This window comes from Stieleria neptunia (genome assembly GCF_007754155.1).
In the GTDB taxonomy this organism is placed as follows: domain Bacteria; phylum Planctomycetota; class Planctomycetia; order Pirellulales; family Pirellulaceae; genus Stieleria; species Stieleria neptunia.
This window is the reverse complement of record NZ_CP037423.1, coordinates 10,861,466-10,887,362: the sequence shown is the minus strand read 5'-3', so window position 1 is coordinate 10,887,362 and position 25,897 is coordinate 10,861,466. Positions and strand designations below refer to the sequence as shown.

Annotated in this window: 19 protein-coding genes and 1 pseudogene; 10 read left to right on the top strand and 10 right to left on the bottom strand. The window is 60.7% G+C overall.

Going from position 1 to position 25,897, the window contains the following annotated elements:
• Nucleotides 1-92 precede the first annotated feature (92 nt).
• The 3 genes from Enr13x_RS37290 (at nucleotide 93) to Enr13x_RS37280 (ending at nucleotide 3,996) form a co-directional block, all read left to right on the top strand.
• On the top strand, nucleotides 93-380 hold the full coding sequence (locus tag Enr13x_RS37290; protein WP_197455660.1) for a hypothetical protein: 288 nt from the start codon (nucleotides 93-95) through the stop codon (nucleotides 378-380).
• A 49-nt stretch (nucleotides 381-429) separates the two neighbouring features.
• Nucleotides 430-2,910 (top strand): glycogen/starch/alpha-glucan phosphorylase, encoded by a 2,481-nt coding sequence (locus Enr13x_RS37285; protein ID WP_145391976.1) that lies wholly within the window; start codon nucleotides 430-432, stop codon nucleotides 2,908-2,910.
• A gap of 72 nt (nucleotides 2,911-2,982) precedes the next feature.
• A complete protein-coding gene (locus Enr13x_RS37280; RefSeq protein WP_145391975.1) occupies nucleotides 2,983-3,996 on the top strand; it encodes a hypothetical protein in 1,014 nt (337 codons plus the stop codon).
• 271 nt (nucleotides 3,997-4,267) lie between these two features.
• On the opposite strand, the gene Enr13x_RS39280 is transcribed toward Enr13x_RS37280, so the two are convergent.
• Nucleotides 4,268-4,831 carry a patatin-like phospholipase family protein gene (locus Enr13x_RS39280; protein ID WP_231744012.1) on the bottom strand — a complete coding sequence of 188 codons (564 nt, stop codon included), beginning with the start codon at nucleotides 4,829-4,831 and terminating at the stop codon, nucleotides 4,268-4,270.
• A 40-nt stretch (nucleotides 4,832-4,871) separates the two neighbouring features.
• Nucleotides 4,872-5,225 (bottom strand): annotated as a pseudogene (locus Enr13x_RS40025) (cyclic nucleotide-binding domain-containing protein); the annotation flags it as partial.
• A gap of 761 nt (nucleotides 5,226-5,986) precedes the next feature.
• On the opposite strand from Enr13x_RS40025, the gene Enr13x_RS37265 reads away from it, so the two are divergent.
• On the top strand, nucleotides 5,987-6,964 hold the full coding sequence (locus Enr13x_RS37265; RefSeq protein WP_145391972.1) for a hypothetical protein: 978 nt from the start codon (nucleotides 5,987-5,989) through the stop codon (nucleotides 6,962-6,964).
• A 230-nt stretch (nucleotides 6,965-7,194) separates the two neighbouring features.
• Here Enr13x_RS37265 and clpX read toward each other — a convergent pair whose 3' ends face one another.
• The 5 genes from clpX to Enr13x_RS37240 all read right to left on the bottom strand — a co-directional run bounded on the left by clpX (nucleotide 7,195) and on the right by Enr13x_RS37240 (nucleotide 12,395).
• Complete coding sequence (clpX, locus tag Enr13x_RS37260; RefSeq protein WP_145391971.1) at nucleotides 7,195-8,475, bottom strand: ATP-dependent Clp protease ATP-binding subunit ClpX; 1,281 nt, start codon at nucleotides 8,473-8,475, stop codon at nucleotides 7,195-7,197.
• A 429-nt stretch (nucleotides 8,476-8,904) separates the two neighbouring features.
• Complete coding sequence (locus tag Enr13x_RS37255) at nucleotides 8,905-9,183, bottom strand: hypothetical protein (protein ID WP_145391970.1); 279 nt, start codon at nucleotides 9,181-9,183, stop codon at nucleotides 8,905-8,907.
• 228 nt (nucleotides 9,184-9,411) lie between these two features.
• Nucleotides 9,412-10,263: a sugar phosphate isomerase/epimerase family protein gene (locus Enr13x_RS37250; RefSeq protein WP_145391969.1), complete on the bottom strand. Its 852-nt coding sequence runs from the start codon at nucleotides 10,261-10,263 to the stop codon at nucleotides 9,412-9,414.
• 1 nt (nucleotide 10,264) lies between these two features.
• Nucleotides 10,265-11,230 carry a UbiA family prenyltransferase gene (locus Enr13x_RS37245; RefSeq protein ID WP_197455658.1) on the bottom strand — a complete coding sequence of 322 codons (966 nt, stop codon included), beginning with the start codon at nucleotides 11,228-11,230 and terminating at the stop codon, nucleotides 10,265-10,267.
• Between the two features lie 4 nt (nucleotides 11,231-11,234).
• The gene (locus Enr13x_RS37240) at nucleotides 11,235-12,395 is read right to left on the bottom strand and encodes a TlpA disulfide reductase family protein (protein WP_197455657.1); all 1,161 of its coding nucleotides are present in this window, start codon (nucleotides 12,393-12,395) and stop codon (nucleotides 11,235-11,237) included.
• A gap of 640 nt (nucleotides 12,396-13,035) precedes the next feature.
• On the opposite strand from Enr13x_RS37240, the gene Enr13x_RS37235 reads away from it, so the two are divergent.
• From Enr13x_RS37235 to Enr13x_RS37210, 6 genes are all read left to right on the top strand, one after another.
• Nucleotides 13,036-14,547, top strand: a complete 1,512-nt coding sequence (locus tag Enr13x_RS37235; protein ID WP_145391966.1) for an outer membrane protein assembly factor BamB family protein — start codon at nucleotides 13,036-13,038, stop codon at nucleotides 14,545-14,547.
• A 163-nt stretch (nucleotides 14,548-14,710) separates the two neighbouring features.
• The gene (locus tag Enr13x_RS37230) at nucleotides 14,711-15,325 is read left to right on the top strand and encodes a phosphatidylglycerophosphatase and protein-tyrosine phosphatase 1 family protein (RefSeq protein ID WP_231744011.1); all 615 of its coding nucleotides are present in this window, start codon (nucleotides 14,711-14,713) and stop codon (nucleotides 15,323-15,325) included.
• A gap of 275 nt (nucleotides 15,326-15,600) precedes the next feature.
• Nucleotides 15,601-16,743 (top strand): DNA-processing protein DprA, encoded by a 1,143-nt coding sequence (gene dprA / locus Enr13x_RS37225; RefSeq protein ID WP_145391965.1) that lies wholly within the window; start codon nucleotides 15,601-15,603, stop codon nucleotides 16,741-16,743.
• 179 nt (nucleotides 16,744-16,922) lie between these two features.
• The gene (locus Enr13x_RS37220) at nucleotides 16,923-18,629 is read left to right on the top strand and encodes a DNA-methyltransferase (RefSeq protein ID WP_145391964.1); all 1,707 of its coding nucleotides are present in this window, start codon (nucleotides 16,923-16,925) and stop codon (nucleotides 18,627-18,629) included.
• Between the two features lie 48 nt (nucleotides 18,630-18,677).
• The gene (locus Enr13x_RS37215) at nucleotides 18,678-19,358 is read left to right on the top strand and encodes a hypothetical protein (protein ID WP_145391963.1); all 681 of its coding nucleotides are present in this window, start codon (nucleotides 18,678-18,680) and stop codon (nucleotides 19,356-19,358) included.
• A 136-nt stretch (nucleotides 19,359-19,494) separates the two neighbouring features.
• Nucleotides 19,495-21,348: a hypothetical protein gene (locus tag Enr13x_RS37210; protein ID WP_145391962.1), complete on the top strand. Its 1,854-nt coding sequence runs from the start codon at nucleotides 19,495-19,497 to the stop codon at nucleotides 21,346-21,348.
• Between the two features lie 338 nt (nucleotides 21,349-21,686).
• Here Enr13x_RS37210 and Enr13x_RS37205 read toward each other — a convergent pair whose 3' ends face one another.
• From Enr13x_RS37205 to Enr13x_RS37195, 3 genes are all read right to left on the bottom strand, one after another.
• Complete coding sequence (locus Enr13x_RS37205) at nucleotides 21,687-22,904, bottom strand: hypothetical protein (protein ID WP_145391961.1); 1,218 nt, start codon at nucleotides 22,902-22,904, stop codon at nucleotides 21,687-21,689.
• An 86-nt stretch (nucleotides 22,905-22,990) separates the two neighbouring features.
• Complete coding sequence (locus Enr13x_RS37200) at nucleotides 22,991-24,352, bottom strand: TCR/Tet family MFS transporter (protein WP_145391960.1); 1,362 nt, start codon at nucleotides 24,350-24,352, stop codon at nucleotides 22,991-22,993.
• 110 nt (nucleotides 24,353-24,462) lie between these two features.
• Nucleotides 24,463-25,827, bottom strand: a complete 1,365-nt coding sequence (locus tag Enr13x_RS37195; protein WP_145391959.1) for an ABC transporter permease — start codon at nucleotides 25,825-25,827, stop codon at nucleotides 24,463-24,465.
• Nucleotides 25,828-25,897 lie beyond the last annotated feature (70 nt).

The window sequence follows — 25,897 nt, the reverse complement described above, 5'->3', positions numbered from 1 at the left end:
CGCGACGGCCCGGAAGGGCCGTCGTACCATCGACACTAAATGGGAGAAGACGTGACATGACACAAGCCAACATCGTGAGTCGACCTTCACCCTTGGGCGCCACCGTCGTTGACAGGGGTGTCAATTTCAGTCTTTTCTCGCGCACCGCAACCAACGTCAAATTGTTGCTGTTTGATCAGGAACGCCAGCGCATCAGGGTCAACAGAATGTTAGGTGAAGCGAACAATGCGTGTCACGGCGTCAAGTTGAATCAGCCCGACTGGAGCGAATCCTCACACTGCATCGTCTTTGGCGGCGATTCGTATCGCGTGGTCGAACGGTCCGTCGGGATGCTCTATGCCCTGACCGATCATGGGGCCAACGTTCAGACGCCAACTTGATACGCACCTCTCCTTTGTCCCGTTAGTCTCTCTCCAACAAGGCTTTGTCATGTCAAAAACAGTAGACCAACAGATACTCCAACAGTACGAGTGCGGCGCAGCTCGCTTCAGCGACAAAACGGGGCACGAGCATTACCAGCGGCACCTTCTCTTCGACCACGTCGTTTGGCCTGACGAAGCCAGCCAGCGCGAACGCTTCGAAGCGGTGGCCCGCTCCTTGCGTGACCTGCTGGCGCAACGCTGGTTGCTGACCGATCAAACCTATGATCGAGAGAATCCGAAGCGCGTGTATTATCTATCGATGGAGTTCCTGATCGGTCGTGCGCTGACCAACAACATTGTCAACCTGGGCGTCGAGCCGTATGTCCGCGAGGAGCTGCAATCCGACCCGCATCAGGACTGGAAAGAAGTCGTCGAAACGGAACCCGATGCCGGCCTGGGAAACGGCGGTCTGGGGAGGCTGGCAGCCTGTTTCATTGAATCACTGGCCACGCTGCAAATCCCGGCCGTCGGCTACGGTTTACGATATGAATATGGAATCTTTCGTCAGGCGATCGAAAACGGGTATCAAATGGAGCAGCCCGATCATTGGCTGGCACAACCGGATCCTTGGGAAGTCACTCACCCGCGCCAGACCGTTCAGATCCCGATCGCTTGCCGATTCGAATTGCAGGACGGCATGCTCCGAGCAGTCCCCGGTCACGCAACTCATCTGCTGGGCGTTCCCTACGATCGGCCGGTCGTCGGTTACGGCGGCCAGACCATCAACACGCTGCGACTGTGGGGGGCGGCGTCACCGGACCATTTCAACTTTGGCGAATTCAGTTCGGGCGACTTTGTGGGTGCGATCGTGGATCGCGTGCTGGCCGAAACGGTGACGCGTGTCCTGTACCCGGACGACTCGACACAAGCCGGCCAGGCCCTGAGGTTTGTTCAGGAGTACTTCATGGTTTGTTGTTCGCTGGCCGACATCGTGGCGCGGTTCCGACGCACCAACGATGATTGGCGATTGCTACCGGACAAGGTTGCGATCCAGCTGAACGACACGCACCCGGCGATGGCCGTGGCCGAGTTGATGCGGCTTCTGTTGGACGAGGCAAAACTGGGCTGGGACGAGGCCTGGGACCTGACCGTCGGCACGTTGGCCTACACCAATCACACGCTGTTGCCCGAAGCACTGGAAAAATGGCCGGTGCAGTTCTTTGAGCTGGTGTGTCCGCGGCTGCTGGAAATTGTGTACGAAATCAACCGCCGATTCATGACCGACGTGCAGCAACGCTACCCCGGCGATCACCCAAGAGCGTCTCGAATGAGTCTGATCGAGGAATCCGGTGGGCGGCAGATTCGGATGGCCAACCTCGCGATTGTGGGCTCCCACAGCACCAATGGTGTCGCTCAAATTCATTCCGATCTGCTCCGCACACGCGTGGTCGCCGATTTTGCCGAAATGTTCCCCGAGCGGTTCAACAACAAGACCAACGGTGTGACCCCGCGGCGCTGGCTGCTGGCAGCCAACCGCGACCTGGCAGGCTTGATCAGCGAGTCGATCGGCGACACCTGGATCACCGATCTCGGTGAATTGCGGCGTTTGCTCCCGTTGACCGATGACGAGTCGTTCCGAAGCCGATTCCGTCAAACGAAACGGGCCGCCAAAGAACGATTCGCCGATTGGCTGAAATCGACCACCGGACAGATCGTTGACCCGGACACGATCTTCGATAGTCAGATCAAGCGGATCCACGAATACAAGCGGCAACTCCTGAATATTCTGCACGTGATCGTGCTGTACGATCGGCTGCGCACCGACCCATCGATCACACTGCCGCCACGGACGTTTTTCTTTGCCGGGAAAGCAGCTCCGGCGTATCGGTTGGCGAAATTGATCATCAAGTTGATCAACAATGTCGGTCGGGTGATCGATGAAGATCCGGTTTCGAGGGGACGCATCAAGGTCGTGTTCGTGCCGAATTACAACGTTTCCGTCGCCGAGCGGCTGATCCCCGCCACCGACGTTTCCGAACAAATCTCGACGGCCGGCTATGAAGCCAGTGGCACCGGGAACATGAAGTTTATGATGAACGGCGCGCTGACCATCGGCACACGCGATGGAGCGACGATCGAAATGGCCGAAGAGGCGGGCGAGGAGCACTTCTTCCTGTTCGGATTGAATGCCGAACAAGTCGCCAGCAGCCGCCGGTGGTACAGCCCCCGCTGGCACTACGAGAATGAGCCGGAAACGCGCGCCGCACTCGACCTGATCTTCAACGATTACTTCAGTCGCGATGAACCGGGAATCTTCAACCCGATTCGCGAGTCGCTGCTCGATCATGGAGACTACTTCATGCACCTGGCCGACCTGACGTCCTATGCAGACACCCAACAGAAACTGGGGACACTTTACGCTGATTCAGACGCCTGGGTGCGCAAGGCAGTCGTCAACGTGGCGTGCGCCGGAAAGTTTTCCAGCGACCGAACGATTGCCGAGTACGCGGCTGAAATCTGGAATGCCCTGCCGTGTCCGATACGATAGGATGAGTCTGGGGCGTGACCGGCCTGATTGCGACGTTGCGGATTCGATTGACCCTTCTCCTTGAGTGATCCCATGTGCCCTGAAATCGTGCTCCACGTCGAACCCGGGGTCGTGAAAGACTGGAGTGCTTTCTGTCGCGAGAATCCGCCCCATTCGATTGCATTGGATGGCTACGTACACGGTCCGCCCGCGTATGATCCCAACGGGCCCCATGCGAACTTTGATCACCATTGCGGCGTGAACCGCTTGGCGACCCGAAGCACAACCGGTCAGGTGTTGGTCGCCATCCTGGTGGGCCTGTTGGACAAATTCTCGGCACGCGGCACCACACCGACGCATGTCTTTGTCAACGATTGCGACCAGGACGTCTGCATGGCCTACTGGATGCTGACCCATTCCGATCAGGTGAGAAATCTACGCATCGAAATGGAGCTCTCGCAACTGATCCTGATCGAAGACCTGATGGACGCGACGGCCGGCGCCATTCCCGTCGATCCGGATCGATCGATCATTCGAAAACTGACCTGGGCGTTCGAATTGTATGATCAGGCTCGATTGTCGAACGCGTTGGGACAGATGAACGGCGATGAAATGCGCTGCCTGATCGAAGAGACGTCGGCGAGGATCTCGCGGATCGCGCTTTCCCAAGGCCAGGAAAGCGAACTGTGCGGAAGCTACGACGTGTTGGGAGGCGGACAGGGATGGCAAATGATTCGCGAGTACGGTCAATACGCGCGGACCAAATTATTTGCCAAAGGTGTGCGCGCCTTTGTGGCGCTGCAGGAGTTGCCGACGGGGCGCTACGCCTACACGGTGGGCCGGATGTCGCCCTTTGTACGATTCCCGCTCGATCGCATCTTCTCGACGCTCAATGGACTGGAAGGCAGCACCGCCGATCACGAGCAATGGGGAGGTAGCGATACGATCGGGGGTTCACCCAGACGATGCGGCAGCCGACTAACCCCTCGAGAAGTCGAACAGGCGATCGAGCAAATCATGTGCGACCGCCCAGAAGGGCCGTTGAGCAAAACGTACGACGGCCCTTCCGGGCCGTCGCCTGAACCGCACGGTTCAGCCGGTGGCTGAATGGAGGACAACCCAGAAGGGATGTCCTACAGAAATGAACGTACGACGGCCCTTCCGGGCCGTCGGAACCAAACAACCCAACCCAGAAAGCGAGTTAGAAGAACGAGCCCGACGTGCGTGGGAGGCCGTCGTACCGACGGCGACGACCGCCCAGAAGGGCCGTCGTACATTTGAAGGCACGTACCGACGGCGACGACCGCCCAGAAGGGCCGTCGTACAGGTTATGACCGTACGATGGCCCTTCCGGGCCGTCGCGCAGCGTTGCGGGTGATCACTGAAACAACTGTGGATCGAGTTTGGCGAGCATCGCTTTGAGCCGATGAATCGATTCCTTGATGGCGGATTCGCCGATCACGGACATTTCGTCGGCACGCGTGAATTCGGAGAGATCGAACGAAGTGACGTCGGGGGCGATGACGAGATCAGCCGGCTGGACCCCGACGTCATTCATGCTGTGACCTTGAATCATGTATTGCCGCATCAGGACCTTCAACGAGGGGAACAATCCGCCCACCGCCAACGAGCGTTTGTCGCGAATCGACATGAAGTCTTTTTCCAAACTGGCAGTCACGGTCGATGCGATGACAAAATTACAGCCTTGGTCGAAGAGTGCATTGGCCGGAACATTGTTGAGCAATCCGCCATCGACCACCGCTTGTCCCTGTTTCACGATCGGCAAGGCCAAGGGAGGCAGATTGATACTCTCCAAGATATTGTGCGTCGCATCGCCCGACTTCCGCTCCAGCATCGAACCTTCGACCAAATCCACGGCGATCGTCGTCATGGGAATGACCAGTTGCTCCATGCGGAGATGATTCAGGTACCTGCGCAGCATCGAATCGAACTGATTGAAGCGTATGATGCTGTGTGGTCAGACGCAGCAATTCTTCCAGCGTAAAGTGAAGGACCGTCGTCGGCTCGATCGCAGAGACCTGCAAGTGTGAGCATTCCGGCAAGACGACCGAAAAGAGCCCCAGCACCGAACCGCGACCAAACCGTTCGCAATGAATCTGTTTGTCGAGACGGTCAAACAGCAACCCTTCCAGGCTGCCTTCGATGACGAAGTAGACGTTCGTGATTTCAGCGTCGACCGCGATCACCTCGTCGCCCGGCTTGAATCGCGTTGTTTCAGCGGCTGCCGCGATGTCCTCAATCACGTCGTGCGAGAGTTGCCGGGCCCAGTCGAGTCGCTGCAGCTCAATACAAAGCCGATGCCGGTCGAGAGTCATGGCAGTCCCTTCGGGAGCAGGTTACATAAGAGTCGCAAAATACCGTCGGTAGCCCGGAGATGATTCCGGCGACGCAACGCACCAACACGACGTGAAGACTCGAATGGAAGACAAGAAACGAGAGCTACCTGCAAACAGCTTGGATACAGGAATCTCCCGCAAGGTGCAAGTCGCTTCTGATCAGCGACAGATCGTCCACGAAAAGGGGGGCATTAGTAAAACGGTATTCAGCCACCGTTGGTGTTTAGCCTTTGGGCGATTCCCTTTCCCTGCTACGCAGCGAAAGGGGCGGCTAAAGAGACCGTCCAGCTTAGGAGCGATGCAAAACGCGACGAATCCTCATGATTTCTTCGATTGAGTGTGAGGTGTTCAGCGGACCGATGTACGACGTCCTTTCTAGGTCGTCGTCGGGAGTCCAGCGGACGACGGTCCGGAAGGGCCATCGTACTCGAGAAACCGGTCGTCCTAAGCTGGACGGTCTCTAAAGCCTGCACACCAACGCTTATGCCCGTTCCATTCGTACCTGACCCCTCTCCAAGTTTAAGAGCTGACGATGCTAGGAAAGAATCTGGGAATTGCCGCCGAACGCGCACACGTCCTACATTCGTTGGCGTTGAAGAAAAACTCGATGACGAGCGACACCGCTTCCGATAACGCTTCGTGTGGGAACGTTGTGTTGGACCGCATGCCCACGTCTTCTTCGACATCTCCCATTGGACCGGCACGGATGCCGCCACGCTTCATCAAGCGGGTCACCCGTTTTGCCACCCTCTCGAGTCTACCTGTTCATCCTGGCTTTGACGCAACTGATCTGCGCGTCGGGATGCATGGTCACGCGGGTCAAGTGGTTCGAGCCGAATTACGTCGATCCCGTTCCCGCACGATGGTTCTCCGCGGGGCAACAGCGCGATGCCGCCAAGCACCTGTACGCCGAGCACCTGTACGCCAAGGCCGTGGAGCATGAACAACATGGTCACGCTTCTTGCGTTGATTGGTTTTTCCAAGTCGCATTGGCCACCTGTGCCCATGATCGCCAATCATGCCAATCCTGTTTCCAACGTGATCTGCACAAGTCGGCACTGATGAAGCTGGTGGTCACGGGCCAACGGTTCAACCGATTGGACCCCCAGAGCGGATTGCAGATCGTTCGCGACGGTCATGCGGAACGGATACCGATCTCGTATCACGGATTTGTATGGAAAGCTGCTGATTTTCAGTTTTTGACCCCCGTCGGTGAATACCGAACCAATGCGGTTCGGAATTTGCACCGAAGATCGGGGGTGGGAGTCCCCTTGGTCGTCTCGAGGTGCGGCCGAATCGACGGATCCTTTCTGCCGGACCGATCCGTCTTTGCCGCAACCTTGCGGATGGGCTGTGCCGGCAATTCAGTTGGCGGGCAGCGGGATTGCCCGACGCCCTGCCGTCTTGAAATGTACGATCCGCTGCGGGTGGATCAGGCGGCGACGACCGACGGCCCGCAGATCATCGCGAAAGACCTTTCGGCGCCGATGGCTTACCGGCTTCGCGACCAGCGACGAACCATTCTGAACGACTTTATCGATCCCGACGCGGCCCGTGGCGAGAACCGGTTGTATCTGACCGAGCCTTATCAGCCCGGCAAGATACCGATCGTCTTCATTCACGGACTGTTGTCGGACCCTTTCACCTGGGTCGAAATGGTGAACGAACCCGTCATTGCAGCCTCACACCGAAGCGGCTCCGGCGGTCGTAACGGCTGAATTAGCGCTGCCACTTTAAGCGACGTGCAGCGATGTGCAGCGATGTGCAGCAACGTGCCCCTGACTCGTCGTCGTTGTCATCCATTGCGGGGCGAGGTTCATGGTTGTTGGTGGATCGGACGCATCGCCGCCAACGTCGCCAACGAAAAAACGCCGATGGCGGGGGGAGGCCATCGGCGTTTTGAAACGGAAGTGATTCGCGATCAGGACGTCGCTCTGGAGGGTCGCCGTTAGGCGCTTTTGGTGGTCGGCATCTGGAACAGCTTTTGCTTTCCGGCCACCACTTCCTCGTCGATCGTGTACACCTTGCCTTCTTCCTGCTCGGGCAATTCGTACATGATGTCCAACATCACTTCCTCCAGAATCCCTCGCAACCCTCGGGCTCCGACGCCTTTGTTGAGGGCCTTGCGGGCGATCTGGTGCAGCGCTCCATCGGTAAAGTTGAGTTCACAGTTTTCCATTTTGAACAGGGCTTCGAACTGTTTGGTCAGCGCGTTCTTGGGTTCACGCAAGACCTGGACCAAGCCTTCTTCATCCAGCTCTTGCAGGTAACTGACGACGGGCAACCGGCCGACCAATTCGGGGATCAGCCCGAACTGCATCACGTCTTCGACTTGAATCTCGGCGACCAATTCGCTGTGCGTCTGTTCGTTCAGTCGTCCGGCGCCTTCGCCGAAGCCGAGGGTTTTGTGCCCCAATCGGTCTCGAATGATGTCTTCGATCCCGACGAAGGTCCCGCCGACGATGAACAGGATGTTGCTGGTGTCCAGCTGGATGTACTGCTGTTCGGGGTGCTTGCGTCCGCCTTGGGGCGGCACGTTGGCGACGGTGCCTTCGAGCATCTTGAGCAGACTTTGCTGGACGCCTTCGCCGGACACGTCGCGGGTGATCGAGACGTTGCCGCCGGTTTTGCCGATCTTGTCGACCTCGTCGATGTACAAGATGCCTCGCTGCGCCGCTTCGACGTCAAAGTCGGCCGCGTGCAGCAGTTTCAGCAACAGGTTTTCGACGTCTTCACCGACGTAACCGGCTTCGGTCAACGTCGTCGCATCGCCGATGGCGAAGGGGACATCCAACATCCGAGCCAGCGAGCGGGCCAGCAGCGTTTTACCGCTGCCGGTCGGTCCGACCAACAGAATGTTGCTCTTTTCGATTTCGACATCGCTGGACCCTTCCCAATCACTGGTCAAGCGTTTGTAGTGATTGTGAACGGCGACGGCCAACACGCGTTTGGCGGACCCTTGTCCGATGACATATTCGTCGAGGTGTTCGACGATCTTGCGCGGCGACGGGATATCGCTGAACAACTGCTTGCTCGGACCACGACGACGCTCTTCCTGTTCCAAAATCGATTGGCACAGGTCAATGCATTCGGCGCAGATGTACACGTCGCCTGGCCCTTCGACCAATGGACCGACGTCACGATAGCTCTTTCGACAGAACGAACAGAAGGCGTTCTTCTTGTTCGACGAGCTACTGCGCGTGGTGCTGTTGTTATCCTTGACGGGCATAAACGACTCCTTATTTGCTCTAACCGACTCGTCCGAAGATCGACCACGCAGGGAGTGTTGCGGCAGCCGGCCGAAGCCGGGGCACCGCAACGCTACGTATCCAGTCGACCCGTCGGGACGCGCCGATTGAAAGCTTCAAACGGTTCGGCCCACAGCCCAGGCATTTCTTTTGCGTCATTGCTGGGAAGACGATGAGTGATCGAGCGATCGGTCATCGACTTCCGAGCGGGAGGTGAGTTAAAAGAGTCGTCCGTAACGAATGCCTGAACCCTGGTTGGTAAACTTAGTGGGTAAATGGTTTCCGAAGCCGATTGCCCAGGGAAAGATGGGAGGGCCAACTGCGGAAAAGGTGGCATCCTGCACGTCAGAACAAATTGATTCGTCAATGAATCAATGGAAGGTTCACTCCGACGAAGGTGATCTCAATCGTTACGATCGGGCGCCGTCGTCGGCGCCCGGTCGTTTCTCTGGAGCGTCCCCTTCGTCGGTTCGGTGGGATGCTGCCTGTATTGTTCGGAATTCCTCCTCGCTGATGTCACCTTTCAAACGCATTTCTTCGAAGTTTAAAAGGCCACTGGAGGTCGTATCCCGGTCTCCATTGGTGTAGTCGCGCAACCTTGCCACGAGGAAAAATGCGGCGGCAGACACGATGATCAAAATCAGCAGTGCAAGACCAGCCTTCACGGCCGGATCACTCAATACGTCCATCACCATCGTCTCGTCTCTACCTGACCGCCCGCTCGCCCCGGCGTCGCCAGCCGCTATCGGCTGGCGGCATCCGCCTTCAGGGGGCAATTTCATGATACGACTGTCCAACCAACGTGGTCCAGCAGATTCGCCCTCGTGAAACACTTTTTTCGTGTTTCACGGGGTTTAAGTCAATATCGATCGTTGAAATCCAGTGGGGCGATTCGTGGAAGCCTTTCCCACTTGGTTCTACGGCAGATTCAACAGCGCGAGCGCCTCCCGCGCCGCCAGCAACCCCAACCGCCCGTGGCCGCAACAGCGAAAAATCGCCGGGCCGCCGTAGCCGCTCTCGGTCATCACCTCCCAGACCCGCCCCAAATCGATGTCGCCGTGGCCGAACCGCTGGTCACAGCCGCGTTCCAAGTCCGGTTCGCACAAGTACACACAGCTGAGCCGATGCTGTAGCCGTGCCAATCGCGCCCCGATCGGAAACTCTCCGCCCAACAACATCTCGCCGACATCGGCCGCCAGCCCCAACGGCGCCTCGGTTCCGATCCATTGCCCGAAACGCTCGAAATGGGCCACCGTCGCGATTGCATGCTCGGACACCGGCCGCAACGCCAGGTTCACCCCCAGGGACGCGGCCAGCTGGACCAAGGGGGCGATCGCACCGGCCAACCGCTCCAGAATCTGTTCGCCATGGTCCTCCGCCACCGACGGACTGCCGCCGCGCGGGCACACGCGGCCTGTGGAAAACGTGATCGCGACCGCACCCATGTCCGACGTCCCTTCGATCCAGCGGCGGATGGCCGCAGCGGCCGAATCTCGGATCGCCGCATCCTGACTGGCCAACGAAAACGAATCGATGCACTCCGGGTCATCGTAAAACGGCGCATCAAGATCAATCACGATCGAAACGCCGTGCTCCTTGGCCGTCGCAGCCAGCTCCGCCGATGCCGAGTCAAACCACGGCGTGTCCAAATCCCAGCCGCCTCGGCGGGGCCGGATCGCCACGGCACCGAACCCCAGTTCCGCCAGCTTCGCAATCAACGTCACCGGATGGTGAAACTGCAAACTGCTGCAATGGAACCCCGGCGTCATCTCAGGTCACCCGCAAACGTGTCGCGAGCAACAGCGCCGGCACCACGAGCGCAAACACGGTCACACCCCAGACGGGGCCGGCCCCCAAAAATGCGAAGGCCGCCGACAGCGGAATGATCGTCAGGATGCTGATGCGGATCAGATTTCCGATCACCGCCGGTTCGGGTTGCAACTGAGCACGCAACCCGCGCAGCGCGATCGGCAGGAAGATCAGCCCGATCAACATCCCGAACTGGCTGGTTGATGGAATCGCCCAGCCGATCCGCGTCTGGGCCGTGGCGAAACCTGGCGCGACTGCCAACATCACCCCGCCGATCATCATCACGACGAATCCGGTCCTCAGGTTGACCCGATGCCCACCGATCGCCTCGTCGCGGGCCACCGTGGTGATTCCCATCACGTAGACGCCGAATCCCAACGCGATGGCCAGCACGTAGCGCGGCACCACGGGGACTCCCTCGGTGATCTCCAACAGCGGAGAAGCACCCAAGAGAAAACTGAGCACGCGGCAGCCACCCATCGCCGCCGGCGCGATCGGCGTCGGTTTCAAGGGCCCGTCATACGCCACGATCAAACCGGCCAGGGCCACCGCGATCGCCGCCGGCAACCAGGTCGTGGCATGACCGGCCGCTGGGACAAACCCCGACGCCGCGGCCAACAATACGCCCAGGATCAAACATCCCCAACCGGCGGACTTGGCGGCAGAGACCGAAATCGCGCCGCTGGCGATCGGACGCGACTTCCGCTCCGCCTTGTCTTTCTCTAGATCAAACACATCGTTGAGGATCATCCCCGCCCAATACAGCGCGACCCCGGCGGCGAGCACCAGGGCGAACCGGGCGGCCGGTAACGGACCGCCACCGACGAGCAGAAACGCAGCCCCGACGTCGGCCAAGACCGTGAACACGTTGGGCAGACGAACGAGCTGCATCCAGGCGACGAGCGGACGAGGTGAATCAACAGTCAACGATTCACTCTTCCGTTGCCGGTTGGGCCGCATCCTCTGCACCGCCTGCGGACTTCTCTTCGGCGTTCGACTTCAAATCGTCCAACAACAGGGTCATGCGTTGTTTTTGGCTTCTGGAAACGCCATCGGCAAGCTCGACTCCCTGCTCGGCAGCCTTGATCGCTTCGTCCCACCGCTGATCGACCGCATGCAGGCGTGCGATCAATTCCAGGATCGCGACCTTGCCGTCGTCTTCGACGTTTTCCATCTCTGTGGCCAGCGCTGCAACGACTTCCTCGCCCAGCGGCCCAATTTTGCCACCGTTCTGAACGATGTTGTAAAGCGTCATCGCGTGGCGGAACAACGCTTGCGGGTTGCCTTGGGTCGCCTTTCGCTCTTCACGATAGAACGCATAGTCGGCTTCGGTGGCTTTGCCGGCCATGAAGTTGAACTGCGGCTGCACGACGCGTTGCACGGTGGTCAAGCGTTCTTTCAGTTCCGCGTCGCTGGCCTGGGCGATTTGATCGGCCAGCATGGTGCTGGCGTCTTCAAAGCGTCCACGACCGGCCAGCTGGTCCAAGCCTTGCAGGATTTCTTGGAACTTTTGCTCACGCTCCATGTCCGCTTTGAACGCCTCGCGATCCCAGCTGTCATCCAGAACCGCGGTCAACGGCTCGTCGAGTTCTCCCGGGTGACCGATCCACTCGACGACGCCTTGCTTGCCGACGATGAAGGACGTGGGGATGCCGTTCTGGCCGGCCGCTTCCATGTAATCGCGTTGGGTGGATCCGTCGGGATCGGTCGTCAGCGTGTAGGCGGCGGTGACCTCGGCAAAGGATGCTTTTTGGCCCGGATAGGGTTTTGCCAGCAAAGCTTCGACTTCATCGACCGTCTCATCCGAGACGCTGATGATCTGGACGCCGTCGTTGCGATGCTTGGTTTGCAATTCGGACAAGTGCGGCATGCTGGCGATACAGGGACCACACCACGTCGCCCAAAACTCAACCACGTAGACCTTGCCGTCTTCGAATTGAGTGACACGGGTGTCGTCTTCGTGGAAATAATGCTCGATATCCAATGCGGGAGCCTTCGACCCGATCCCCAGCGAGGGCTCGGCTTCGGCAGGTCGCAGCGTCAAAGCGGCGACGACTGCACAGCAAACGGCAAACAGGGCAATACGTTTCATCAGTGATTTCTTGATGGAGGTGGGGGGAGTTCGGGTGGGGGACGCCGCTTCGACGCCGCGGATCGGGGGTTGGGATTCCGTCTTGTTCATGGCCCCAACATTCTACGAACCGCAGCATCAGCGGCGGAGTCCAATTCACGATCCTTTCAATGGTTTTTGATCGCCGACGGCCGACGCAACGGAGTCCGCGACCCACCGGGGTCTGTCCCCGGAGGTTTGGCCGGCTGTCCCCGGACGGGGTGGGGTCTGTCCCCGGGGTTTGCTGTCCGCGGGGTTTGCTGGGGTTTGACCGGCAGAGAGAAAACCCACGGATGGCAGGGCGAACCCACGGATTTCTTGCTGCTCCCCATCCGCGGGTTCGCACTGCTATCGGTGGGCTTGTTTAGACAGCATTCCCCCCTGGGGTCTGTCCCCGGACGCATTCCCACCGGGGTCTGTCCCTGGGGTTGGTTTCCCCCTGGGGTCTGTCCCCGGAGGCTGGGGAGGTTGACGTGGGACGAACGTCGTCAGATGGCACGCCGGCCCGAAACGGCCCCTCCGACGAAAATGCGAAACTCCATCAGCTTGCCGGGGTTAGAAGCGCAACCGCGCGCTGCGGCCTTCTCGTTTTCAGCCCTTGTCCCCCTGGAGTTTTCTCGTGATGACCGATCAACCCTGCCACCAACGTGGGTGGACATTACGGCAGCATTTCCTTTCGGCCGCCGTTGTGACGGGAAGCCTGGTTGCCGCCGCTGCGGGGACGACCGCCGCGGATTGGACCCGATTTTTGGGTCCGGGGGGCAATTCCATCAGTTCCGATTCGGCACAGATCCCCGAAACCTGGAGCGACACCGAGAACGTCAAATGGAAAGTCAGCCTGCCCGGCCAAGGGGTGTCCAGCCCAATCGTCGTTGCCGGAAAAGTCTTTGCGACCAGCTACTCGGGATACGGAACCGGCGGTGAAGACGAACAGATCCAGGACTTGAAGCGACATTTGTCGTGCTACGACGCGGTGACCGGCGAGGCGTTGTGGAGCAAGGCGATTGACGCGGTGCAGCCCGAGGATCCGTACAGCGGGATGGGGGTGCCGGCTCACGGCTACGCCAGCCATACGCCGACCAGCGATGGCAAACGCGTGTTCGCGTTCTTCGGAAAAAGCGGGGTGATCGCGTTTGACCTGGACGGCAACGAGATCTGGCGAAAGAGCGTCGGGACGGGCAGCGGTCAACAGCGTTGGGGTTCGGCATCGAGCCCGATCGTCTATCGGTCCGATTCACAGAGCTTGGTGATCGTCAACGCATCGGACGAAAGCGAAACCCTGTTCGCCTTCGACGCCGCGACGGGAGACGAGGTTTGGAAAACACCGGCGGGCGATTTGGCCAGCACCTGGAGCACCCCGAATCTGGTCCAAGCCGGCGACCGAACCGATCTGGTGATCACCGTCCCGGGTGAAGTCTGGGGGCTGAATCCGGAAACCGGCAAACTGCGCTGGTACTCGCGTGGCACGACCGACAACACCGCCTCGGCCAGCCCGATCGTGGTCGACGACGTCGTGATCGCGGTGGGAGGTCGCAGCGGCGATGCGGTCGCCGTCAAAGCGGGCGGCAAGGGCGACGTCAACGGCTCCCATGTCGTCTGGGATGCGAACATCCCCGGACGTTTCGCCACGCCCATCGCCCACGACGGCCACCTCTACGTTTTCAATAGCGGCGTGCTGTCCTGTTACGACGCAACGACGGGCGAGCGGGTCAACCAGCGACGACTGTCGGCCAGCCGCGGCGGTGGTGGTGGCGGCGGTGGACGCCCCGGCGGCCCGGGTGGTGATCGCGGCCCGGGTGGTGATCGCGGCCCAGGTGGTGATCGCGGTCCAGGCGCCGATCGTGGGCAGGGTGATCGAGGCCGCGGCGGATTCGGCGGACGGCCCGGTGGCGGTGGCCGCGGCGGGTTCGGCGATCGACGCGGCCAGGAGTACGCGACGCCGGTGTTGGCCGACGGCAAGATTTACGTCGTCGCACCCGGCGGGGAAGTCTATGTCGTCAACGCCACGCCAGAGATGGAATTGCGGCACACCAACACGCTGAGCGACGACTCGGGCTTTTCCGGTTCCCCGGCGGTCAGCGAGGGCCGGCTTTATCTGCGTAGCGGGTCGGCGCTGTACTGCATCGCCGAGTGATTGGTTCAAGAAGGATCGAGCGGAAAATCAGTGTCGGATCGGCGTGGTGGCGGCCATGAAAGCGTCAAAACGCGGTGCTGGCGATTATCGTTTTCCGTTTGATGCGGTAGGATAGACGCTCGGGCTGCTCCATTGCATCATACCACCACCCTGCATCGTCACCTTGTTTGCTCGACTCTACGCTCGCACCGTGTTTTGGCCGACACTCGCCTGGAATTTCCTTCTCGCGCGGGTGTTGCGTCGTCGTCATTGGTGGAGCCGAATCGATAGCCACGTGATCGTCGGCGCCTACCCGTTCGCCGCCGACGTGGCGTCGTTGCGAGGCGAAGGCGTCCGCGCGGTGGTCAACACGTGCGAAGAGTACAAGGGGCCGATCCTCCAGTATGAGCAACACGGCATTGAGCAGTTGCACATCCCCACGACCGACTTCACCCACCCTCGCCTGGCCGACGTCGAAGCCGCCGTGGAGTTTATCCAGAAGTACAAACTGCAACACGACACCGTTTACATTCACTGCAAGGCGGGCCGCGCCCGCAGCGCGACGATCGCCCTGTGCTGGTTGATCAAGTACCGCGGCATGACGGCCGAGCAGGCCCAAGCGCACCTGTTGGCCGCGCGCCCCCACATCAATCCCAGACTGACCAGCCGCCCGGTCGTCCAACAGTTCCAGGCCTCACTCAAGGCCGCGGAAAGCGAAGCAGGTCTTTTCCCCGCAATTGAAGAGCCCCTGGGTGCCGGCAGCCCCCCGGACATCGAAAAACCCGATATCCTGTTGTAGAGACCATCCAGCTTAGGAAAGACGCGAAACGCAACAGAGACCAACGATCTCGTCGATTGAGTGTAATGCGGTCAGCGGATCGCTGTACGACGTCCTTTCTAGGTCGTCGAGAAGAGTTCTCCCCGCGACGGCCCGGAAGGGCCATCGTACGTGCGAGAAGCGGTCGCCTAAAGCCGGACGGTCCCTGTCGACGCATCTGAATCTTGCGACGGACGCGGCTGACCCGCCCCGCCCGCTACCCGCTTCTCCACTCTCTCGACTGAGTCCACGCTGCCATGGACGGACCCGACACCACCTCGGCGGAGCATCGCGGGCTCGATGACGAAACGGTCAGCACGCTGCGACTGGCGATGCTGCCGGGAATCGGACCGCGAACGCTGACCGCACTGATCGACTGCTTCGGCTCGCCGGGGCGCGTGTTGGCCGCCGAAGCGAGCCGACTGGCGGCGGTCCCGGGGGTGGGCCCCAAGTTGATTCACACGATCCGCACCGCGTCGGACCATGTGGACACGGACTCGATCCTGCGGTGGTGCCAGACCCACGACTGCGATTTACTTTGCCAGGGTCGCGACGGTTACCCGCGGCCGCTGGAAGACCTGCACGACGCGCCACCGATTTTGTTTGCCCACGGAACGATGACCCGGGCAGACGAACTGGCCGTCGCGATCGTGGGCACCCGCCACGCCACGGCCTACGGCACCCGCCAAGCCGATCGCCTCGCCTATGGGCTCGCCAAAGCGGGGGTGACGGTGGTCAGCGGACTGGCCCGTGGGATCGATGCGGCGGCACACGAAGGGGCGTTGTCGGCGGGCGGCAGAACGATCGCGGTCCTGGGTGGGGGCCTGGGACAGATTTACCCGCCCGAGCACGTTGGTTTGGCTGACGCAATCGCCGCCGACGGTGCCGTGATCAGCGAATACCCGCCGTACGCCAAACCTCGCGGCGGCATGTTCCCCCAGCGGAATCGAATCATCGCCGCCCTGGCCCTGGCGACGCTGGTCATCGAGGCCCCCGATCGCAGCGGGTCGTTGATCACCGCGCGACAGGCCGGCGAATTAGGGCGGGACGTCTTGGCGCTGCCCGGCCCGGTCACCAGTCGCGCCTCCCGCGGGACCAACCAGCTGATCCGCGACGGCGCGACGCTGGTCCAAACCGTCGACGACATCCTGGAATCACTCGGCCCGATGGCTCGCAGCGTCAGCACCGAGGACGGGCATGAAGTGCGAAATCCGGCCGAATTGAAGCTCAACGAGGTGGAACGCACGGTGCTCGAATCGATCGACGCCTCCAGCACCCTGATCGACCAGGTGATCGCCCGCAGCGGATTGCCGGCCCACCAGGTGATGGCGACGATCAGCGTGCTGGAAATCCGCCATCTGATCCGCCGCCAAAGCGGACACTACGTCTGCCGGATTTAACGTGGCGTAAGCTTCCAGCTTGCGACGTGGCAGTGGTGAGACTCCGCGGCGTGGCCGCGTGGGTCGCAAGCTGGAAGCTTACGCCACTTGGAGGCTTAGGTCACTGGCGCGATCGGCTCTGAAATCGTAGACTTGGCGTGGCGCTGTCCGTGACCGATTGCCACCATCCTTGGAAACTCATGCCCGAGACCACCACCGCAACGCTCTCCGCCAATCAAATCCATCAAGGCGATTGCATCGAAAAACTGGCCCAGATCCGACAGGGCACGATCGATCTTGTCTTCGCCGACCCGCCCTTCAACATCGGCTACAGCTACGACGTCTACGACGACCAGCAGTCGCACACCGATTACTTGAACTTTTGCCGCGACTGGATCAGCGGTGTTCACCAGGCGCTCAAACCGGACGGATCGTTCTGGTTGGCGATCGGTGACGAATACGCCGCGGAACTGAAATTGCTGTCCCAGGAAATCGGGTTCTCGTGCCGGTCCTGGATCGTCTGGTACTACACCTTTGGCGTGAATTGTGTCCGCGGGTTTAGTCGCTCGCACACCCATCTGTTCCACTTCGTCAAAGACCCCGAACAGTTCACGTTCAACGGCGACAACCCGACGGTGCGAGTTCCCTCGGCCCGGCAACTGGTGTATGCCGACGCGCGGGCCAACACCCGGGGACGGCTGCCCGACAACACCTGGATCTTGCGTCCCCAAGATGCGCCCCAGTTAGGATTCAGTCCCTCGCACGACACCTGGTACTTCGCCCGCGTTGCCGGGACCTTCAAAGAGCGCGAGGGTTTTCATGGGTGTCAAATGCCCGAACAGTTGCTCGGTCGAATCATCCGGGTTTCCAGCAACCCCGGCGACCTCGTGCTGGACCCCTTCGGCGGCAGCGGCACGACGCTGGTGGTCGCCAAAAAGCTGGGGCGTCAATTCATGGGAATTGAACTCTCCGAAGACTACGCCACTCGGATCAAAGAACGATTGTCGGCATGCGGCGCGGGCGATCCACTGGACGGGCCGGCCGATCCGATCAACAGTGCGCCGACGACGTCCAAGGGAAAACAACGCACGAAGTTTCGCAACGGACGTCCGGTGATTCCACTGGACGAAAAAAACGAACGCGTCATCCAAGCCGCCTTCGAGGACGTTTCGAAAGCGCATAGCGCCGAGGAACTGCTGTTCGATCCGATCCGCAATGCACTGTTCGTTCGCTACTGCAAAGACGCCAAACTGCTCGGTGACGCGCGGACCTGGAACGAGTTTCTGTTGCAGCTCTCGCGCGAAGAACGACTGGTCGGTGAAGGCAAACACAAGAAGGTTTCGCTCAAGACCCTCCTGCCGTGCTGCGACGCCGCCGAAATCGCGTTTCAAATGCTTTCGGTCGACTACGCCATGAACTTGGAACAGATCCTTTGCACGCCCGATGCGGCCGCCGAGTTCGATCAAATCGCCCAAGCGTTCGGCGACGGCCATTCCTTGATCGACGCCCGCGCGGCCATCTGGCACTTCCGACGCATCGCGACCAACGACAAAATCACCCGAGCGGCCAAGAAACGCGCCGTCGAGTTTTCGAAGCAGGACGCCCCCGCCGCTCAAGCCATCGAGGCCTTTCTCGAAAACGGTGGCGACGAACCGGTCGCCGGCGTGTATGCGATCTCCGACCCCGACTCGGTTTTGTTTATCGGCCAGACGACCGATATCGCCGCGCGACTGAAACAGATCCGCGTCAGTGAAGGATGGAACAAATTTGAACCGACCGAAGTTCAGGTTTGGCCGATCGACGATGTCAAAGAGGCGTTGGTGTATCGCTGTTTGTTGGTCACGCGGTATAAACCATGGCTGAACGCCCATTTCTTGCATCAACCGATCGCGACTACACTCTTCTAATATTCCGACGCCCTACCTGCAGTTGACTTCCGCAACCGCTTTCCAGCCATGTCTTCTCAGCGCGAGCAGCAGATTCCCCTCGAGATCACCCGCGGCATGCTGGTGGTGATGGTCGTCGTCATGGGCATCGCCTGGTTCGGTGCCAGCGGCGATCGGCCGAGCGGTCGCGACGTCCGGTGGCGGGGCGACGGCTTCGGAGCCTGGACCACGCCCGACATCCTGCCGATCCAGGGCAAGCCGGTGGAGTCTCAAGCGCTGGGGCTGCGGATCGGCGCGGCCGAGGGTTTTCTTTTTTTTCTGTTGGACCATCCCGGTGACGGGCAGGGTCCCTCGACGATTTCGTTCATCAATCGCAATGCGTCGATCCTGGGGCAGATCAAGACCTTTGATCCCTCCGCGTCGACCTGGCCGCCCACCGCGGCCGATTTCCCGCCCTCGGTCCATTTAGACATGGGCGACGAAGACGCGACCGAACCGGCGGTCCTGCGGGTCGGGGCGAGCGATGATTTTCAGCTGCAGGTGCAAACGATCCTTTACCAGAACGCCACGATCGACTGGGCGTCGCCGCGCAAAAGCTCCGCCTGGCCGCTGCGGGTCCACATCGGCAAATGCGCCTTAGGTCATCGGACGCTGCTCGTTTCGGTCTACGAAATGGATGCCCAAACACCATCACCGGACTACCAGCAGGGACCGATCGCCGTGCTCGCCGGGGCACTGGCTCCGCTGTAACGCGTTTTGCCGACGATCGGAGGGCGTTTTTTTGCCCAACTCGCCCAACTCCACCTGCAAATCCTTCGCCCTTTCACTATCTTCGCGTTTGTATCGCACTTCCCGACCGCCGGTCCACCGTCAACTTGGATGTAACATGACACGACCAAGCCTTCGCGTTCTTGCTTCGCTCGGCCTGTGGGTCGTCGCGCTGCTGAACGCCTCGCCTGCTCAAACGCTCTCCGAACAGATTGCCGATGCGGCACGGCAGTCGGCCCAGCGGCTGGATCCGAGCCGAATCGCCAGCCCGGATGCCAGCGGCGCCGAATTCCAAGCGGCGATCGATCAGCTGCGGGGTCATCTCGCCAAAACCGCAACCGGTGCCAACGCCCAGGCCTGGATCGACTACCTGGAAATCGAACCCGCCCTCCAGGCCATGCGGTCCGAAGCCAGCGATGTCGAACTGGCGAGCAAAGCAATCCGAATCTCGCAGAAGGCCACCGGAATCCATCCGGGGCTTGAGGTTCCGGCGGTCCGCCGCGTCCGCAGCACCGCCCAGCAATTCGGCAACGCGCTGCGGTTTCGCCGCAAAGAGAGAACGACCACCTTGCTGGCACAACTGCTCAGCCGCACCGCCGACCAGTGGACCGAGATCAGCGGCAACCCGTCGCCGGACCAGATCGCGACGTTGCGGTTGTTGTTGGAGTTGCTTGAGCGGACCGATCAATCCGTCGCCCTGGTCGATCGCACCCAAGACCTGTTCTCCTCGACCAATCTTCATCTGACGATCGATGAATCGTTGATCCAGCGGGCCGCCAATCGCAGAGTCGATGAATCTTCGGCGGTGCGAGAGTGCATTCTCGGCACGCGGATCGTCGGCAACGCGTTCTTGACCGGCGACGTGACCACCACGCTGTTGCCCTCGGTCGGCAGCATTCGCATGCAGATCGCGCTCAACGGAACCGTCACCACGGCCAACCGGGGATACAACGGCCCGGTCCGGCTGAGGACGTCCGGTTATGGACAGGTGTACGCATCGCGACAGCTGCAGATCCGTGAATCGGGCATCCAGTTCGAACCGGTCGTCGTCTCGGGATCGATCAACAATCGCATCAATTCGATTGAGCATCCGCTGCGATTGGTCCGACGAATCGCCAAGAAAAAAGCCGCTCAGCAAAAGCCGCTCGCCGATCGAATTGCCCATCGCAAATTCATCACGCGGATGACCGAGGAATTCACGAAGGAAACCGACGCCGCCATTCCCCAGCCGACCCGCGATCTTGCCGCCGAGGCGGAAGCGTACCTGCAGCGTCTGGATCTGGCCGAACCGACCCGCACCCTCGGCTCGACCGATCACTCGATCTACTTGCTGGCAACGATCCGCAAGAACAACCAGCTCGCCGCGCCGACGCCGCCGCCGGCGATCACCCAGACCAACGACGCGACGGTCCAAATCCACGAATCCCTGATCGACAACACCGTCGGCGCGCTGCTGGCCGGCCGCACGATGACGCGTAGCGAATTGCAGCAATTGGCCAGCAAAACAAAACGCGGCGCTGAAATCCAGGCCGCTGCGGAAGGCGATGAAGAAGAACCCGAATTCGAGATCGACTTTCACGACAGCCGGCCGATCATCTTTGAAGCACGCGACGGAAAACTCCGGATCGGCATCCAGGGGACACGCTTCGCGCAAGGGTCTCGCGAACTGAAACGGTTGCTGGAAATCGTTGCGGTCTATCAACCGATCACCGGCCAGTCGGGCGAAGTCGTGCTGCAACGCGTCGGCGAAACCCAAATCAATTTCCCCGGCACCAAACGTTTGAGTGTCGCGCAAGCCGGTTTGCGGGGATCGATCAAGAAAGGATTCGCCAAAGCGTTCCCGGAAACCTTGATGGACCGGCCCTGGATCATCCCGTCCGACGTCAACGTGCCGGGGCTCCAAGGCCTGAATTTCCGGCCCCGCAGCTTCGACGCCCGAGACGGCTGGCTGACCCTCGGCGTCAGCTCCTGATAGCGAGTGGCGTCAGCTTCCAGCTTGCGAAATCGGTAACACCCCGCTCGTTCCCAGGCTCCGCCTTGGAACGCGATGCCGGTGTGGCTCCTGCCACACGCGCGATCCACGGCCGACAGGCGGGCGCCTCTGAAGCAAGGTGTTCCCAGGCGGAGCGCGGGAACAAGGCGCGGTTCGCGGGCTGTCGATTCAGTGGGATTGGTCGAGGCAATGGTGAGACGCTGGCCGTAAGGCCTCGGGCGGGCGTCTGGATGCCCGGCCGCTTACGCGTCGCGGCTCACTCACGAAACCGACAGCCCGCTCGCGCCGTTCCGCTCTTTCCAATGGGTGACCCATCCCTAAATCTCTTCGTCCACAAAGATCACATGACGAAAGTAGTTCTGTGACTCGAAGCTCGCACCGAGGGCGCCGATGAGCAATCCGACCGAGCCGCTGAATCCGGCCATTTGCACATAGTCCGCAAACGACACGTCGCGACCGGTCAGCTGCGACGACGCCGCCCAGCTGGCGATCAGGGGAGCGTCGAAGAGAAACAGACCGACGATCGCTCCGAGCAAAAACAACGCCAACCAGGTGACCGCCATCCCCATCAACACGATCCCGAACGCCGACGCTGCGGTGACGACCGATTGCTCGCTTCTCGTCTGGCTGCGACGGATCAACAACTGTTGACGCGTGATCACGTACACGGTGGTCGCGAGCAGCGCAAACAGACCGAGTCCATAAACGCGAGCCGACGACTGTGACAGCGCCAAATCCCATGCCTCGGCGGTCATCAGCAGAACGGCAACCGTCGAGACCGAGGCCAAGGTGAGTCGGCTGAGTCGGCGGGGGAACTGCCAGGCTCTCGCGGCCCAGATCGCTTGGACGATTTCGCGGCGGTTGATCCAGGCCGCCCGCGCGGCAAACATCAAATTGCCCATCGCCCGACCCGAACCTTCTTCCAAACGTTGATCGGCAACTTCCGCCAACGCATCGGCCTGGCGCGCCGTCTGGTCGTCGTCCACCACGGCCATCGCATCCAGGTCCTTTGCCGTGGCGGGATGATAGAGCAGATGATCCGGGCGGTCGTCACGCGATAAACCGAGCAGGTGCGCCAGCGAGTGCTGCATCAACCGCGACACGCGCAAGGCGATCTGGTCGATCCGTGCCTGCGTCGAAAGGTCCACGCCGGCCGCTTGCGGATCGACCAACGACACCGAGATGACGGCCGCATCCAGCGGGCGGCTGAGCGCGGCGAAACAGAAGGAGGAGTAAATGCCGATCAATTCGGACGCCGTGATCACGAACACAAAATCCCAGTGTTTTGCATCGCGGTCTTCGGTGGCTTGCTGCAACAAGACACTCGGCTCCACCCGGCTGCCGGCGGACAGTTCGGGCCGCCGCACCGTGAAAAACTGAAACAGAAAGGCCGGAAAGCGTTGTTGCAATTCACGTTGTGTCGTCAAGACCGCTTGCCGCATGGCTTCACGGTCGATCTCGTCGAGCGGCCCTGCGACAACGATCCCGATCTCGATTGGCGTCGATGTCGCGGCGGGAAGTTGTTCAAGCGGCATACCCAAAAACCTCCGAGTGGCAGACGAAAATTGGCGCGACCCAACGCGTGAAAAAAGCGAAACTTACCCAGTCCCCCAAAAAGGTGTCAGACACCTTTTTCCGGCGTGTCTCGACCCACGGTTTCGGGGTACTTTCGAAACACGGCGATGGCCAAAAAGAAGGCGACAAAAATCAGAATGCCGCCCAGTAAAAACGGCGCGCCGGCGAACTGGAACGGCGCGACGTCGCTGGTGAAGTAGCCGAACAGTCCGCTGGTGAATACGATCGGCGCCGCGATGCTGGTCAATCCTTGCAGCGACGTCAGCGCCCCTTGCACTTCGCCTTGTTCGGTTTCATCGACGGTCTTGGTGACCAAACTTTGGATGGTCGGTCCGGCCAATCCGCCCAGTGCACCGACCACCGCGATCACCGGTAACATCCAGGCGGCGGTGGCAAAGGCATAGCCCAAGAACGAGACCGCGGAGATCACCGTCGCGGCCAACAACACGTTGCGTTCGCCGAATCGTTTGACGATCGGTCGCACCAAACCGCCCTGCACGATGATCGCCAAAATTCCCACCCAGCCCAAGAACACCCCGACCGTCATCGCGGTCCAGTCGAAGCGAAATTCGGAAAACAGGACGAACACATTTTCCAACCCGCGTTGGGCAAACGCCTTGAGTAAAAACACGACCGCCAACGCCGCGACCAGGGGATAGCGTCGCAGCGTTCCGACGGCGCCCAACGGCCGCGCGTTCTTGAGTGAAAACGCCCTGCGTTTCTCCGGCGGCAACGATTCCGGCAAGATGAAGTAGCCGTACAACCAGTTCACCAATGCCAGACCCGCGGTGACAAAGAAAGGGACGCGAATGTCGATCGCGTCACCGAGCACACCGCCGAGCGGCGGCCCGAACGTGAACCCGAGTCCGAACGCCGCACCGACGAGCCCGAAGTTGCGGGCCCGCGTGTCATCGTTGGAGATGTCGGCGATGTAGGCGTTGCCGACGGTGAAGCTGGCGCCGAAGACGCCCGAGATCAGGCGGGCCAGAAACAACAACCACAAACTATTGGCGAAGCCTTGAATCATGAAGTCGACGCCCAAGCCGAACAGCGCCACCAACAGAATCGGACGCCGCCCGAATCGATCCGAAAGCCCGCCCAAGATCGGCGCAAAGAAGAACTGCATCGTTGCGTACGAGGCCACGATGAATCCGTAATACAGCGACGCGCCCGACTCATCCAATCCCGACAGTTCTTGCACCAGCGCGGGCAACACCGGGATCACGATTCCGATGCCCAAGATGTCGATGAACAGCGTCACCCAGATGAACAGCATCCCGGGCTGACGCCGCTTCGGCGGGTCAACCGGTCCGCCGTCTTGGGGCGGGGGTGAAGACGGCGGGGTGGAGGCGGGGTCGGAAGCGATCGCATCGTCGCCGGACGTTTCGTTCGGCTCTGGCTGATTCATGGAGTTTTTAGGGGAGGGTGGTCAGACTGTCGTCGCACGGCTCGGCTCGGCTCGATCGACTCGGCCGGCGGCGATCTGCTCGGCCACGCATGCTAATTGCTGCGTCACCGTTACGCGGCCAGATTCGTACCGACGTCGGTCCGATAGGCACTCGCCGCGGGCAGGATCCCCGCCAGCGCGGCCAGAATCAGAACGAGCGGGAAAATGTACCACTCATAGGCGCTGGTCGTTAGTATCCCGACCTGGACCCCCGTGCGATCCTCGATCAGGCCGCTGCACGCCCAGATCGACGCGTGTGCCAAGAACCATCCGGTCGTCGCCCCGATCAACGCCACCAAAAAACTCTCCAACAAGATCACTCCGGTCACCGTCCCGCGGCGTGCCCCCAAGGCCCGCATCACCGCGATGTCGCGGCGCCGGTCGTTCATCGAGTTGTAGATCGCCACCAGCACGCCGACCGCCGCCACCACACAGGTGATCAGGGTGATCACCAACAGTGCCGTCAGCAGGGGGCCGATGATGGCGTTCATCAATTTGGCGATTTCACCGACCGGCGCGGCCGCCTGACTCCGCAGACTCTCATTGACTTGATTCTCCAGCACCACGCCCATCATCGGCATCCCGGTGCGAACCAGAATCGAGGTGACTTCGCGCTCGGGAATTGTCAAGGGCATGTACCCGTCGGGATCCTCGGGCGCTTCGCTGGGCGGGACGATGGTCTCTTCACCGGTCAGCGGCTTGGCGTGGTTTTCTTGCAGATAAAAGCCTTCCATGTTCACGAACGCCGCACGATCGTTGGGAGTGCCGGTCGGCGCCAGAATTCCGACGACCGTGAACTTCTTGCCGTGCCCCTTGCCTTCGGGATCGCCGTGGGTCGAACTGAACTGATCACCGACGGACAAATTCAGGTGCCCCGCGACGCGTGATCCGAGCACGGCTTCGTAATACCCGTACTCCTGGGAGTACGACAGGAGCGCGCGGCCGTCGCGCATCGCAAAGGGTTCTTCCAACGTCGGACCGTGCCGCAGTTTTTCGAAGAAGTCCGGCGTGGTGCCGACGACGCGAAAATCGCCCAGGTAATCACCCAGCGCCAATGGGATGGCATAACCGCCACCGATCAGCGGCGCGTAGACTCCGTCACGCTCGCCGAGTGCCGGGTCGCCGCCGTACTTGCGAACCATTTCCGCCCGCGTGGCCGCGTCAAAGAACTCCATGTATTCGGTGTAGGGAAGATTTTCGATCGGCTGGCTCAGGTAATAAACGCTGTTGAGCGTCAACTGCAACGCGCTGCCTTTGGGACCGACGACCAGGTTGTAACCGACTTGTGCATTGCGCGAAAACGCTTCGGTCACGATCCCGAACACCGCCAACACCATCACCACCAACGCCACGCCGAGGGCCAGCGAGATCGTCGTCAAAATGCTGGAAAGCGATCGATAGCAGAAGTTACGCCAGGCAATTCGGAGCAGCCACATGGTCAGGTTCTTCAGGGGATGGCAGTGTGTGAGTCGGTCGGATCAGCCGCAGCAATTGATCAGCCGCAGC

Bases quoted from the DNA above. Each gene is read 5' to 3' on its own strand.
- Enr13x_RS37285 (WP_145391976.1), top strand. From the start codon at position 430: ATGTCAAAAACAGTAGACCAACAGATACTCCAACAGTACGAGTGCGGC.
- Enr13x_RS37280 (WP_145391975.1), top strand. From the start codon at position 2,983: ATGTGCCCTGAAATCGTGCTCCACGTCGAACCCGGGGTCGTGAAAGAC.
- Enr13x_RS39280 (WP_231744012.1), bottom strand. From the start codon at position 4,831: ATGCTGCGCAGGTACCTGAATCATCTCCGCATGGAGCAACTGGTCATT.
- clpX (WP_145391971.1), bottom strand. From the start codon at position 8,475: ATGCCCGTCAAGGATAACAACAGCACCACGCGCAGTAGCTCGTCGAAC.
- Enr13x_RS37255 (WP_145391970.1), bottom strand. From the start codon at position 9,183: ATGGACGTATTGAGTGATCCGGCCGTGAAGGCTGGTCTTGCACTGCTG.
- Enr13x_RS37250 (WP_145391969.1), bottom strand. From the start codon at position 10,263: ATGACGCCGGGGTTCCATTGCAGCAGTTTGCAGTTTCACCATCCGGTG.
- Enr13x_RS37240 (WP_197455657.1), bottom strand. From the start codon at position 12,395: ATGAAACGTATTGCCCTGTTTGCCGTTTGCTGTGCAGTCGTCGCCGCT.
- Enr13x_RS37235 (WP_145391966.1), top strand. From the start codon at position 13,036: ATGACCGATCAACCCTGCCACCAACGTGGGTGGACATTACGGCAGCAT.
- dprA (WP_145391965.1), top strand. From the start codon at position 15,601: ATGGACGGACCCGACACCACCTCGGCGGAGCATCGCGGGCTCGATGAC.
- Enr13x_RS37220 (WP_145391964.1), top strand. From the start codon at position 16,923: ATGCCCGAGACCACCACCGCAACGCTCTCCGCCAATCAAATCCATCAA.
- Enr13x_RS37215 (WP_145391963.1), top strand. From the start codon at position 18,678: ATGTCTTCTCAGCGCGAGCAGCAGATTCCCCTCGAGATCACCCGCGGC.
- Enr13x_RS37210 (WP_145391962.1), top strand. From the start codon at position 19,495: ATGACACGACCAAGCCTTCGCGTTCTTGCTTCGCTCGGCCTGTGGGTC.
- Enr13x_RS37205 (WP_145391961.1), bottom strand. From the start codon at position 22,904: ATGCCGCTTGAACAACTTCCCGCCGCGACATCGACGCCAATCGAGATC.
- Enr13x_RS37200 (WP_145391960.1), bottom strand. From the start codon at position 24,352: ATGAATCAGCCAGAGCCGAACGAAACGTCCGGCGACGATGCGATCGCT.
- Enr13x_RS37195 (WP_145391959.1), bottom strand. From the start codon at position 25,827: ATGTGGCTGCTCCGAATTGCCTGGCGTAACTTCTGCTATCGATCGCTT.